The sequence below is a fragment of the Pseudonocardia wallangbongensis genome (genome assembly GCF_054486945.1).
On sequence record NZ_JBRERS010000021.1, the window covers coordinates 1 to 12,179 of the forward strand.

12 protein-coding genes are annotated in these 12,179 nt (G+C 73.3%); 1 reads left to right on the forward strand and 11 read right to left on the reverse strand.

What is annotated here, in order from left to right; genetic code table 11:
- Positions 1 to 596: 596 nt before the first annotated feature.
- The 11 genes from ACU436_RS40060 to ACU436_RS40110 form a co-directional block, all read right to left on the reverse strand.
- The gene (locus tag ACU436_RS40060; RefSeq protein ID WP_459032376.1) at positions 597 to 1,280 is read right to left on the reverse strand and encodes a uracil-DNA glycosylase; all 684 of its coding nucleotides are present in this window, start codon (positions 1,278 to 1,280) and stop codon (positions 597 to 599) included.
- Positions 1,280 to 1,801, reverse strand: coding sequence for a gamma carbonic anhydrase family protein (locus ACU436_RS40065; protein WP_459032377.1), 522 nt, complete (start codon positions 1,799 to 1,801; stop codon positions 1,280 to 1,282). Before ACU436_RS40065 ends, ACU436_RS40060 begins: the two co-directional genes overlap by 1 nt.
- A 10-nt stretch (positions 1,802 to 1,811) precedes the next feature.
- Positions 1,812 to 2,153, reverse strand: coding sequence for a monovalent cation/H(+) antiporter subunit G (gene mnhG / locus ACU436_RS40070; RefSeq protein WP_459032378.1), 342 nt, complete (start codon positions 2,151 to 2,153; stop codon positions 1,812 to 1,814).
- On the reverse strand, positions 2,150 to 2,416 hold the full coding sequence (locus tag ACU436_RS40075) for a monovalent cation/H+ antiporter complex subunit F (protein ID WP_459032455.1): 267 nt from the start codon (positions 2,414 to 2,416) through the stop codon (positions 2,150 to 2,152). Before ACU436_RS40075 ends, mnhG begins: the two co-directional genes overlap by 4 nt.
- 97 nt (positions 2,417 to 2,513) lie before the next feature.
- The gene (locus tag ACU436_RS40080) at positions 2,514 to 3,086 is read right to left on the reverse strand and encodes a Na+/H+ antiporter subunit E (protein WP_459032456.1); all 573 of its coding nucleotides are present in this window, start codon (positions 3,084 to 3,086) and stop codon (positions 2,514 to 2,516) included.
- Positions 3,087 to 3,094: 8 nt separating this feature from the next.
- Positions 3,095 to 4,624, reverse strand: a complete 1,530-nt coding sequence (locus ACU436_RS40085; protein ID WP_459032379.1) for a Na+/H+ antiporter subunit D — start codon at positions 4,622 to 4,624, stop codon at positions 3,095 to 3,097.
- Positions 4,621 to 5,040 carry a Na(+)/H(+) antiporter subunit C gene (locus ACU436_RS40090; protein WP_459032380.1) on the reverse strand — a complete coding sequence of 140 codons (420 nt, stop codon included), beginning with the start codon at positions 5,038 to 5,040 and terminating at the stop codon, positions 4,621 to 4,623. Before ACU436_RS40090 ends, ACU436_RS40085 begins: the two co-directional genes overlap by 4 nt.
- A complete protein-coding gene (locus ACU436_RS40095; RefSeq protein ID WP_459032381.1) occupies positions 5,037 to 5,555 on the reverse strand; it encodes an MnhB domain-containing protein in 519 nt (172 codons plus the stop codon). The genes ACU436_RS40090 and ACU436_RS40095 overlap by 4 nt, the downstream gene beginning before the upstream one ends.
- The gene (gene mbhE / locus ACU436_RS40100; protein WP_459032382.1) at positions 5,552 to 7,945 is read right to left on the reverse strand and encodes a hydrogen gas-evolving membrane-bound hydrogenase subunit E; all 2,394 of its coding nucleotides are present in this window, start codon (positions 7,943 to 7,945) and stop codon (positions 5,552 to 5,554) included. Before mbhE ends, ACU436_RS40095 begins: the two co-directional genes overlap by 4 nt.
- Before the next feature lie 162 nt (positions 7,946 to 8,107).
- A complete protein-coding gene (locus ACU436_RS40105) occupies positions 8,108 to 9,445 on the reverse strand; it encodes a M20/M25/M40 family metallo-hydrolase (RefSeq protein WP_459032383.1) in 1,338 nt (445 codons plus the stop codon).
- Positions 9,432 to 10,259 (reverse strand): M55 family metallopeptidase, encoded by an 828-nt coding sequence (locus ACU436_RS40110; protein ID WP_459032384.1) that lies wholly within the window; start codon positions 10,257 to 10,259, stop codon positions 9,432 to 9,434. Before ACU436_RS40110 ends, ACU436_RS40105 begins: the two co-directional genes overlap by 14 nt.
- A 94-nt stretch (positions 10,260 to 10,353) precedes the next feature.
- Here ACU436_RS40110 and ACU436_RS40115 point away from each other — a divergent pair, with 94 nt between their 5' ends.
- Complete coding sequence (locus ACU436_RS40115; protein WP_459032385.1) at positions 10,354 to 12,168, forward strand: ABC transporter substrate-binding protein; 1,815 nt, start codon at positions 10,354 to 10,356, stop codon at positions 12,166 to 12,168.
- The last annotated feature ends 11 nt before the right edge of the window (positions 12,169 to 12,179 follow it).

Consider the following 12,179-nt stretch of genomic DNA (forward strand, 5'->3'; position numbering starts at 1 on the left):
GGCGTGGGCACCCGGCAGCGACGGTCTCGTCGGAATGGGCGTGCCAGAGGGTCGGGGACGGCCGCCCACGCAACCACGGGGTCCGGTAGCGGCGCCAACCCGCCCACCGCGCCCACCGGCGGGTCCGGTGCCGACGCCGGTGCCGGCCCGCGGCACCCCGGGCGGGTGTGGATCGCCTCCGGTCGCGAGGTGGGCGGGCTCGCCCACGGGAGCCGAACCGCTGCGACACCGGCGATGGCCGCGTGCTCACCGATGATCGCCGGTAGCGGTACGAGCGGCCTGCCGGCTTCGCCTCCGGAGGCGGTGGGGCGGCGTGATCGTCGGGATCGGGACCTCACGCTCGTATGGAGGGTGTTGCCGAATCGGCCGCGCCGGGCGTTCGGCCCTGGCCTGCCGTTATCGCCACAACCATGGACAACCGATACCGCCGATCACGGCCCGGCGCCCGGCGGCTGGATCGGGTCAGGCTCTATGTGAACGTCAGGTCCCGGTTCCGTCGATCGAGCAGGCCACTGACCGGCTGGGCCACCACGAGCAACGGGGCATCGGCCCGATCCTCCGCCTTGCGCGGCGACCACCCTCCTGGTGCGGGACGCTCAGGGCAGCTTCCAGTCCACCGGGTCCCCGCCCAGCTCCTCGATCAGGGTGTTGGCCCGGCTGAACGGGCGGGAGCCGAAGAAACCGCGGTCGGCCGACATCGGGCTCGGGTGGGCCGACTCGATGCACGGCACGTCCTCCCCGAGCAGCGGAGCGAGGTTGCGGGCGTCGCGGCCCCAGAGGATCGCGACGAGCGGCTCACCCTCGCGGGCCACGAGGGCGCGGATCGCCTGCTCGGTGACCTTCTCCCAGCCCTTGTCCCGGTGCGAGGCGGGGTTGCCGGGCTCGACCGTGAGGACCCTGTTGAGCAGCAGCACGCCCTGATCGGCCCACGGGGTGAGGTCGCCGGTGGACGGGGTGGGGTGGCCGAGGTCCTCGGAGTACTCGCGGAAGATGTTCGCGAGCGAGCGCGGCACGGGCCGGGTCTGCGGCGACACCGAGAACGACAGCCCGATCGCATGGCCGGGCGTCGGGTACGGGTCCTGGCCCACGATGAGCACGCGCACCCCGTCGAACGGTTGCTGGAACGCGCGCAGGACGTTGGCGCCCGCCGGCAGGTAGCGACGGCCCGCGGCGAGTTCGGCGCGCAGGAACGCCCCCATGTCGGCGATCACCGGGCCGACCGGGGCCAGTGCCGTGGCCCATCCGGACTCGACGACCTCCTCGAGCGGTCGTGCCGGCATCAGGCGATCCTCCTCAGCTCCGCGCGGAACCGCTTGCCGCGCCGGATGTAGCTCTGCACGGCGTGGTCGAAGTAGCCGACGGGCACCTCGTGGCCCTCCCGGACCCGGGCCGGGACGCCGATCGCCATCCGCCGGTCCGGGATCTCCGTCTTCGGCGAGACGACGGCGCCGGCCGCGACCACCGCGCCGGCCCCGACGCGGGCGCCGTTCAGCACCACCGAGCCCGACGAGACGAGGGCGCCGTCCCCGATGACCGCGCCCTCGATGTGCACGTTGTGCCCGACGGTGACGTCGGCCCCGATGATCGTCGGCTCGCGCGGCGTGCAGTGGATGATCGACCCGTCCTGCACGCTGGTGCGTGCGCCCACCTCGATGCGGCCGTCGTCGCCCCGCAGCACCGCCGTGGGCCAGACGGACGCCTCCGCCCCGATCGTGACGTTGCCGATCACGACGGCGTCGGGATGGATGTAGGCATCGGGATGGATCTCCGGTTCGACGTCGCCGAGCGCGTAGAGGGGCACCCCGGGGAGCTTAGGACGGCTCCTCGTCGGGCATCCTCCCGGCCAGCTCGTCGACGACCAGCTGCTCCTGGCGCATGCTCCCGCCGACGTAGGCGGACCGGCCGAGCAGCTGCGAGATCACCGGCGCCGTGATCACCTGGAACAGTCCGACCAGCAACAACGTGACCGCGCTCTCCATCTCGACCCGCAGCGCCGTGCCGGCGAGGATCAGCAGCAGCCCCAGCGTCTGGGGTTTGGTGGCGGCCTGCATGCGGCCGGGCAGGTCCGGCAGGCGCACGAGCCCGAGCGCCCCGAGCAGGCAGGACAGGGCGCCGACGAGCATCAGCGCCGCGGAGATGACGTCGACGATCACCGGTGCCCCTTCCTGCGTTCCGCCAGCCGGGTGGCCGTGGCCGACCCCACGAACCCGAGCAGGGCGACGGCCGCGAGCAGCGGGATGTTGGACCCGTCGCGGTAGATCGCGATGTACACCGATGCCGCGGCCACGATGAGGATCACGAGCACGTCGAGCGCGGCGATCCGGTCCAGCGTGTCCGGCCCACGCAGCATCCGGACGAGCGTGAGCCCGCTCGCGGCGCAGAGCATCGCGAGCACGATGAAGAAGACGACGCTCACGGCCTCACCCCACCCGGAGCGCTTCCACGGCGCGATCGGCACACCGGCACGCACCTGCTGACGTCTAGCTCCTCCACGTTCACCGCACTGCCCGGACTCATCGCGGCACCTCCGCAAGCAGGCGCCGCGCGATCGACCGCTCCTGCGGGGTGCCCAGGGCGGCCAGGACGCGGCATTGCATGTCCAGGGCTCGCCTCCGGGCCCGTTCCGCCCCGGCGCCGTCGCGGGGGCCCAGCGAGTAGACGTACCAGACGTCGTGGTCGTGGTCGATCTGCAGCGCCATCGTGCCCGGGGAGAGCGTGAGGGCGTTGGCCATGACCGTGACCACCACGTCCGAGGACGAGATCAGCGGGATCGCCATGATCGCCCCGCGGGCGCGAGGGCCGTACCGCAGCACCTGCCAGCTCACCTCGGCCGCGGACACGACGAGATCCCAGAGCAGGTACCCGAGCAGGCCCAGGAGGGGCAGCGGGCGCAGGGGCAGCCGGTCGGGGGAGGGCGGCAGCCGGAACAGCGCGGTGATCAGCGCCGCGACCAGCACGCCTCCGACGATCGACGCCGGGCTGAAGGTGCCCCACAGCAGCACCCACACCAGGGTCAGCCACAGCACGGACGGCAACCGGGCGATCCTCGCCCGACCTCGGCCGGCGCTGCGCGCGGGCTGTGACATCGGCTCGCTCACGGCGTCCCCTCCCCCAGCACGGCGACGCGGTACGGCTCGCGGGCGAGCAGGTCGACGCCCGCCCGCTCCGTCATGGCGGCCAGCGGGCCGGCGAACGCCGCGATCGCGAGGCTCACCGCGATCAGCCCCGCGGTGGCGGCGTACATCGGCACGGACGTGCGTGCGGTGCCGACGAGCACCTCGTCGGTGGGGTCGACGTCGGCCACCGGGGGCTGCGGCTCGCCCCAGAACACCCGCACCCACACGCGCACCAGCGCGTAGAGGGTGAGCAGGCTGGCGAGGACGACGACGCCGGCCACCGCCTGCTCGGCGGGACCGCTGCCCGCCCCGGCCTGCAGGAGCGCGAGCTTGGCGACGAACCCGGCCGTGGGCGGCACCCCGGCGAGCGTGAGCGCGGGGATGGCGAACAGGATCGCCAGGCCCGGTGACGTGCGCAGCAACCCGCCCATGCGGTCCAGCGCCACGGTGCCGGTGCGCCGCGTGATGAGCCCGCTCACCAGGAACAGCGTGGCGAGCACCGTGATGTGGTGCGCGGCGTACAGGGCCGCCCCGGACACGCCGGCCGCGTCGAACACCGCGAGCCCGTAGAGCAGGAACCCGATGTGGCTGACCAGCAGGAACGACAGCAGCCGGTTCAGGTCGTTCTGCGCGAGCGCGCCGAGCACACCCACGAGCATCGTGGCGACCGCCAGCACGAGCATCAGCGTCCACGGCTCCTCGCGCGGGAAGAGCAGCGTCTGGGTGCGCAGCAACGCGTAGAAGCTGACCTTCGTGAGCAGGCCCGCGAAGAGCGCGGCCACCGGGCCGGGCGCGTTCGGGTAGCTGTCGGGCAGCCAGAAGTGCATCGGCACGATCGCCGCCTTGATCCCGAAGACGACGAGCAGCATCATCCCCAGCACCGTCTGCAGCCCGGGCGGCAGCTCCCCCATCCGGCCGGCGAGGTCGGCGAGGTTCACGGTGCCGGTGGCGGCGTAGACGAGCGCCACGGCCGTGAGGAACAGCAGCGACGACAGCAGGCTGACCGTCACGTACGTCATGCCGGCCCGGATCCGGTTGGCGCCGGTGCGCCGGGTGATCAGCACGTAGGACGCGGTGAGCATCAGCTCGAACGCCACGAACAGCGTGAACAGGTCGCCGGTGAGGTACGCCAGCGACACACCCGCGCAGAGCATGAGGTACATCGGGTGGAACGTGGTGCTCGCCGTTCCACGGCCGAGGTCGGTGATGCGCTGGTCGATCGCGTAGACCAGCACGGCGAGCGTGACCAGCGTGGACACGAGCAGCAGCAGCGCCGACAGCCGGTCGGCCACCAGCGAGATCCCGACGGGCGCGGGCCAGCCGCCGAGCTCGGCGACGATCGGGCCCTGCCGGTCGGTGGCCACGAGCAGCACGCCTGCGAGCACGGCCACGGCCGCGAGCACCACGATCCCGACGACGCGCTGCAGGGCCGCCGAGCGGCTGGCGACGATCGAGAGCGCCGCCCCGAGCATCGGCAGCAGCACGGGCAGCGGGAGGAGGGAGCTCACGAGGCCTCCCTCGTGGTCTCGACCTCGTCCTCGCCGTCGTCCTCCAGCGGGGCGGACGGCACCTTCTGCCGCGAGATCCGCCGGTCCTCGACGTCGTCACGCACCTCGTCGTGCCCGACCAGGACGAAGGAGCGGTAGCCGAGCGCGAGCAGGAACGTCGTCAGCGCGAAGGTGATCACGATGGCGGTGAGGGCGAGCGCCTGGGGAAGCGGGTCGGTGAACTCCTCCGGCGGCACCCCGCCGAGGATGGGCGCCCGGCCCGGGGGGCCGCCGGCGAGCTGCAGGAGGAGGTTGGTGCCGTGCCCCAGCACCACGACACCGATGAGTACCCGCATGAGCGAGCGCGACAGCAGCAGCGTGAAGCCGGTGCCGTAGAGGACGCCCACGGTGGCGGCCATCACGAGGTTGACGGTCACGACGGGGTCTCCCCCGCCTCGCGCATGTCGCGCTCGATCCCGGCGCCGAGCGAGCGCAGCAGGTCGAGCACGACGCCGACGATCAGCAGGTACACGCCGACGTCGAGGAACACGCTCGACTGGGTCTCGACGTGCCCGAGCAGCGGCACGTCGAGCGCGATCTTGGTGGTGGCGAGCACCGGTGCGCCGACGACGGTGGGCGCGAGCGCTGTGAGCAGTGCGACGGCGAGCCCGGTCCCGATGAGCACCGGGGGACGGACGCGCACCGCGGCGTCGCTGCCACCCGCGATGTAGCGCAGGACGAACGCGAGGCCGGCCACGAGCCCGGCCGCGAAGCCGCCACCCGGCCCGTAGTGGCCGACGAGCAGCAGGTAGACCGAGAACACCAGCACGGTGGGGAACAGCGCGCGGGTGGTCATCTCCAGCAGCAGCGTGCGCCGACGCGGGCGTCGGCAGTCGCCGGAGAGCATCCACCCCTGGCGCGGCTGGTCCCACTCCTCGAACGGCTTGGTCATCCGAGCACGTCCTCCTCCTGCGCAGGGGTGCCGTCCTTAGCCGGTGCCGCGCGCCGCCGCCGGTCGTGGCGGGTGGCCAGGACGAGGCTGGCCACCCCGGCCGCGGCCACGAACAGCACGCCGATCTCGCCGACGGTGTCCAGCGCCCGGAAGTCGACGAGGATCGCGCTGATCACGTTGGTGGCGCCGGCCTCGGGCGCGAGCCGGGCGAGATCGGCGCTGGTGGCGGCCGGCTCGGTGCGCGCGGCGGACAGCACGAGCGCGAAGACCGCGACGGCGAACCCGGCGACGGCACCGAGCATCGCCTTGGGCACGCGGATGCGCCGCGAGGGGCGCGTCTCCGTGAAGTGCGCCGGCAGCCTGCGCAGCACGAACACGAACGCGACGAGCGAGAGCGTCTCGACGAGGAACTGGGCGAGCGCGAGGTCCGGCGCGCCGTCGACGATGAACAGGCCACCGACGCCGTAACCGATCACGCCGACGAGCAGCACGGCGGTGAAGCGGCGCCTGGTCCGGGTGACGGCGAGCGCCGCGATCACCACCATGATCGCGAGCGGCACCTGGATGAGGTCGTGGTAGAGCGGCGCGGAGGTCGGCCAGGCGCCGGCGAGCACCGTGGCCACCCCCGGGAGCAGCACGAACATCACGATGATGGTGGACAGGTAGGCGGGCAGCGAACCGACCTGCATCCGGCCGGTGACGACGACGGCCATGCGGCCGATGCCCGAGATCGTCTTCTCGTACGCGCGTTGGGCGTCGAGCGGGCTGCAGCCGGCCAGCGGGGTCAGCCGGTCCCGCGCCGCGTGCACGGCGAGGCCACCGGCCAGCGCGACCGCGGAGAACAGCAGCGGCAACCCGAACCCGTGCCAGAGCGCGAGGTGGTAGCCCGGGTCGCCCGGCAGCGCGGCGGCGTAGCTCGCCGCGTCGGCCTCGACGATCGGCGTCGCGATCCCGAGCACCGGACCGGCGGCGGCGCACAGCCACACCGGGACGGTCAGCAGGGGGCCGAGGCCGTGCACGGGTGTGGCGGCGCGGCCGGGCTTTCGCGCGAAGGCGCCCCACAGGAACCGCGCGCTGTAGGCGACCGTGAGCACGGACCCGGTCAGCAGCCCGGCGGCGACCGCCCAGTTCTGGACGGTGCTGTCGAGGAACGCCTCGAAGGCCGCCTCCTTCCCGACGAACCCGATCAGTGGTGGCAGCCCGGCCATCGAGGCGGCCGCGAGCACGGCGGCGACGGCGAGTCCGGGCAGGGCGCGGCCGACGCGGGACAGCTCCCGCACGTCGCGCGTGCCCGTGGCGTGGTCGACGGCGCCGACGGTGAGGAACAGGGTGGCCTTGAACATCCCGTGTGCGAGCAGCATCGTGATGCCGGCCATCCCGGCCACCCGTCCACCGGCGCCGAAGAGCACCATGAGGAAGCCGAGCTGGCTCACGGTGCCGAACGCGAGCAGCCGCTTGAGGTCGGTGGCCGAGAGGGCCCGCCAGCCGCCGATGAGCATGGTGGCCACGCCTGCGACGAGCACCGGCACCGTCCACACGGTGAGGTCGGCGAACGCGGGCGACAGGCGCGCCACCAGGTAGACACCCGCCTTGACCATCGACGCCGCGTGCAGGTACGCGCTCACCGGGGTCGGCGCGACCATCGCGGCCGGCAGCCACGGGTGGAACGGCAGCTGTGCCGACTTCGTGAACGCCCCGAGCAGGATCAGCAGCAGCGCGGCGGTGACCGATCCGCCGCGGGGCGGGTCGGCGAGGATCTCCGAGATCCGGTAGGTGCCTGCGGCCTCGCCCAGCAGCACGAAGCCGAGCAGCATCGCCAGCCCGCCGAACACGGTGACGAACAGCGCCTGCACGGCCGCCCGGCGTTCCTCGCGCCGCTCGCCGCCCTGCCCGACCAGCAGGAACGACGCGATCGACGTGAGCTCCCAGAACACGTACAGCGTGAGCAGGTCGTCGGCGAGTACGAGGCCGAGCATGGCGCCTGCGAACGCGAGGAGGAGCGCGGCGGAGCGCGGGGCCTCCGGCGAGCCCGCCCCGAAGTACCCGATGCAGTAGGCCAGGATCACGGCGCCGATGCCGGAGACCAGCACGATCATCGCGAGCCCGAGCGCGTCGAGCCGGAAGGACAGCTCCAGGCCGAGCGCGGGCGACCAGGCCGTGGTCTCGACCAGCCCGCCGCGTAGCGCCGGACCCGCGTTCGCCAGCGCCCACAGCAGCGTGGCCGCGGGCAGCACGGCGGCCACGCCGAACGCCGCCCGCGTGCTGCGTGCCGACACCAGCGGCAACAGGCCCGCGACGACGAGATGCGCGACGACGAGGGCGAGCACGCGGTTCTCCTCCCGGTCAGCCACGCCGCGGTCGGCGTCGTCGGTTCGCTGGGCGAGCGTCATTCAGCGGACGGGCGAGGCGCACCCTCGCGCATGAGGTACCCGAAACGGCCCGATCGTCGTCCCCAGCCTCGCGGAAATAAACCGCTGCGCTCCGCGGAAGCGGACAATCCGGGACGAGGCTCCCGAGAATCACTCTACCGACCGTCGAACGGTGCGCTGCCGTCAGACCTGCAGCAGGAAACGGTCGAGCACCCGGGCGCCGAACTCCAGCCCGCTGACCGGCACCCGCTCGTCCACGGCGTGCGCCATCGCCCGGTGGTCGTAGCCGTCCCCGTCCGGGGCGGGTCCCAGCGGGGCGAAGCCGTAGCAGGGGATCCCGAGGGTGGAGAACGCCTTCGCGTCGGTGCCACCGCCGAGGCAGTACGGCACGACCACGGCGTCCGGGTCCTCGGCCCGCAGGGCCTCGGCCATCGCCGCGAACCACGGGGAGTCGAACGGCGCCTGCACCGGGTCGCTCTGGGCCACGACCTCGTGCCGGACCCGGGGACCGAGCAGGCCGGGCAGCACGGCGGTCACCTCGGCCGTGCCGCCGGGCAGCACCCGCGTGTCCACCATCGCCTCGGCCGCCGGCGGGATCACGTTCACCGCGCCGCCCGCGGACAGCACCGTGGGCGTCATCGTGGCGCGGACCACGCCGGCCGCGAGCCGGCCCGCCTCACCGATCCGCGCGATCGTGGACTCCACGCCGGCGCCGGAGTCGAGCTCCGCGGGCACGCCCAGCGCCTCCGCCGTGCGCAGCAGGTACTCGCGGACCGTCGGCGTGAGCCGGACCGGGAACGGGTGCGCGGCCACCCGGGCCAGCGCCTCGACCAGCGTGACGACGGCGTTGTCCGGGTTCGGCCGCGAGCCGTGCCCGCCCCGCCCGGTGGCGGTCAGCCGCAGGTGCAGGGTGCCCCGCTCGGCCGTGCCGACGGGGTAGAACCGCACGTCGCCCGCGGGGTGCGGGAACCCGCCGCCCTCCCCGATGGCCGCCGCGCAGCCGTCGAACAGCTCCCGGTGCTCGGCCACCAGCCACTCGGCGCCGTACGTGCCGCCGGTCTCCTCGTCGGCGACGAACGCGACCACCACGTCCCGGCGGGGCGCCACCCCGCGGGCGGCCCACGAACGCAGCACCGCGAGCAGGCTCGCGCAGGCGTCCTTCATGTCCACGGCGCCGCGGCCCCACACGTAGCCGTCCTGCACCGCACCCGAGAACGGCGGCATCGTCCAGCCGGCCGGATCGGCGGGCACCACGTCGAGGTGCCCCTGCACCAGCAGCGCGCCGAGCCCCGGATCGCGGCCGGGTACGCGGGCGATCACGCTCGTGCGTCGCGGGGCCGGCTCCAGCAGCACCGGATCGACACCGGCCTCGTCGGCGAGCACGCGGGCGACGAGCTCGGCCGCCTCCCGCTCGCCGACCGCGTCACCGCGGGCCCGGTTGGTGGTGTCGATGGCCACGAGCGCGGAGCACAGCTCCGCGACACCGTGCGCCGGGTCAGCCCCCGGATCAGCCGTAGCCACCCTGCACCGCCCCCGACGCGATGGCCGTCACGATCTTGAAGGCGCGCATCCCCTCGGTCATGTCCGGCGCGTCGAACCCGACGCGGCGCACGCCGACCTGCTCGACGGTCGGCACGACCGCCGCGGCGTCGGCGAGGTGCGCGGCGTCGAACTCCACCTCGATCCGGTGCGGTGCGGGCCGCCGCGGTCCGCGGCCCGCGCGAACCACGGCGGCCCTGGCCGCCTCCGTGATCATCTCGGCGGTGCGGGCCGGGGGCAGGCAGATCGCCGCGTACCGGCTCACGCACTCCTTCACGGCGACCCGCTCCGCGTCGGGTGCGTACTCAGCCGCCTCGGCGCACGCGCGGTCGTCCCCGGTGACCAGCAGCACCGGCACCCCGTGCTCGGCGGCGAGCGCGGCGTTCAGGCCGCCCTCACCGGCCGGCTCGCCGTCCAGCCACACGCCGGTGATCGAGTTCGTCAGGTAGGTGTGCGCCAGCACGCCCTGCTGCCCCGCGCCGGCGTGGTAGCCGAGGAACACCACCCCGTCCACCTGCGCGTCGATCCCCTGCATCATCGAGAGCGGCTTGTGCCGCCCGGTGAGCATGGTCGCGCGCGGGTCGAGCTCCTCGAGCAGGAGGTTGCGCTGCGCCGAATGGGCCTCGTTCACCAGCACCGCCGTGGCGCCGCCCGCCGACAAGCCCGCCACGCACGCGTTGACGTCGCCCTGGAACAGCCGGCGCATCCGCTGCCACGGCTCGGTGCCGGGCACGCAGTCATCGGTCCAGGTCACGCCGGTGGCGCCCTCCATGTCGGCGGACACCATCAGCTTCATGATCACCCAGGCTAGCTGCACGTGAGCCATTGACGCCATGGCGTGACGATGATTCATTCCCACCACTGCAACGGCGCATCTTCGGGGGGAAGCCATGCGAAGGGTCTCGTTCCGCACGAGTGTGGGCCGCGCTGCGGCCGCGCTGCTCGCGGCTGCGCTCGCGGCCGGCGGGGCCGGCGTGGCGCAGGCGAGCCCGGCCCCGGGCGGCGGCACCACCCTGCGGGTCGCGCTCACGCAGGACATCGACTCGCTCAACCCGTTCGTCGCGGTGTTCCTGTCCTCCACGCAGGTCATGCGCCTCACCTACGAGAACCTGACCATGGTGGGACCGGACAACGCGGTCCAGCCCGGGCTCGCGGAGAGCTGGGAGTCCGCGCCCGACGGCCTGACCTGGACGTTCCGGATCCGCGACGCGCAGTGGTCGGACGGCACGCCGATCACCGCGGGGGACGTGGCGTACACGTTCACCCAGATCATGACCAACCCGGCGGCCCAGGACGCGAACGGCTCGGCCGTCGCCAACTTCGCCTCGGTCACCGCCGTCGACGACCGCACCGTGCAGATCACCACGAAGCAGCCGCAGGCCTCGCTCCTCGCCACGGACGTCCCGATCGTGCCCGAGCACATCTGGTCGTCCCGGGCGGGTCAGATGGGCAGCGCCACCAACGCCGAGCAGCTCCCGGTGGTGGGCAGCGGCCCGTACGTGATCACCGGCTACCAGGAGGGCCAGTCGGTCACGCTCAGCGCGAACGACCGCTTCTGGCGGGGCCGCCCGCACGTCGACACACTCCAGTTCGTCCGCTACGAGAACGCCGACGCCGCCGTGCAGGGCCTGCTCAAGGGCGACGTCGACCTGGTGCGCGACCTCACCCCGGCGCAGTTCGACTCGCTGGACGGCAACGCGACGATCGGCCGCAACGAGGGTCGCAACCGGCGCTACACGGAGATGCTGCTCAACTGGTCCAACCCGAACGGTGCGGACGGGCAGCCGTTCGGCGACGGTCACCCGGCCCTGCGCGACGTGCGGGTCCGCCAGGCGCTGCACCACGCCGTCGACGCCTCCGCGGTCGTGGACCGGGTCAAGCAGGGCTACTCGGAGCCGGGTCACGGGATCATCCCGCCGGTCTACCCCAAGTGGACGTTCACGCCGTCCGACGCCCAGCGCCGCGACTACGACCCGGAGAAGGCGAAGGCGCTGCTCGACGAGGCCGGCTACCGCCCCGGCCCGGACGGCGTGCGCGTCGGCCCGGACGGCAGGCCGCTCACGTTCCGGCTGATCGCCGGGAACCAGGTGCCCACGAACCCGCAGTTGCTCGAGTTCATCGCCGGGTGGTTCAAGGCGGTCGGGGTCGGCGTCACACCGCAGATCATGTCGTCCAACCAGATCGACGACGCCACCGTCGCCGGCACCTTCGACGTCGCGGTGAGCGGCTGGAGCGTCAACCCGGACCCGGACGCCACGCTCGAGCAGCAGACCTGCGCCGTCAACGGGACGTCGCGGGCCGACTCCGGCTACTGCAACCCCGCCTACGACCAGCTCTACGCCGAGCAGCAGGCCACGCTCGACGAGGGCCGGCGCCGCGACATCGTGCAGCGGATGCAGTCGATGCTCTACGACGACGTGCACGCGATCGTGCTGACCCACGACGCGATGCTGGAGGCCTACCGCGCCGACCGCTTCACCGGCTTCGTCCTCCAGCCCGAGGACGGCGGGGTGATCACCGGCCAGACCGGCTACTGGGGCTACTACGGCGCCACCCCGGTGGCCGCCGACGGGTCCGCCGAGGCCACGGAATCAGGGGGCGGCGGCACCGGTGTCGTGATCGGCGTGATCGCGGCGATCCTGGTGCTGGGCGGTGGCGCGTTCTTCGTGGTGCGCAACCGCCGCGGCCGGGACGACCGCGAATGAGACGTGTCCGA

Coding starts and splice junctions, on each gene's coding strand:
- ACU436_RS40060 (WP_459032376.1), bottom strand. CDS start 1,280: ATGCCGGCACGACCGCTCGAGGAGGTCGTCGAGTCCGGATGGGCCACG.
- ACU436_RS40080 (WP_459032456.1), bottom strand. CDS start 3,086: ATGTCACAGCCCGCGCGCAGCGCCGGCCGAGGTCGGGCGAGGATCGCC.
- ACU436_RS40095 (WP_459032381.1), bottom strand. CDS start 5,555: ATGACCAAGCCGTTCGAGGAGTGGGACCAGCCGCGCCAGGGGTGGATG.
- mbhE (WP_459032382.1), bottom strand. CDS start 7,945: ATGACGCTCGCCCAGCGAACCGACGACGCCGACCGCGGCGTGGCTGAC.
- ACU436_RS40110 (WP_459032384.1), bottom strand. CDS start 10,259: ATGAAGCTGATGGTGTCCGCCGACATGGAGGGCGCCACCGGCGTGACC.
- ACU436_RS40115 (WP_459032385.1), top strand. CDS start 10,354: ATGCGAAGGGTCTCGTTCCGCACGAGTGTGGGCCGCGCTGCGGCCGCG.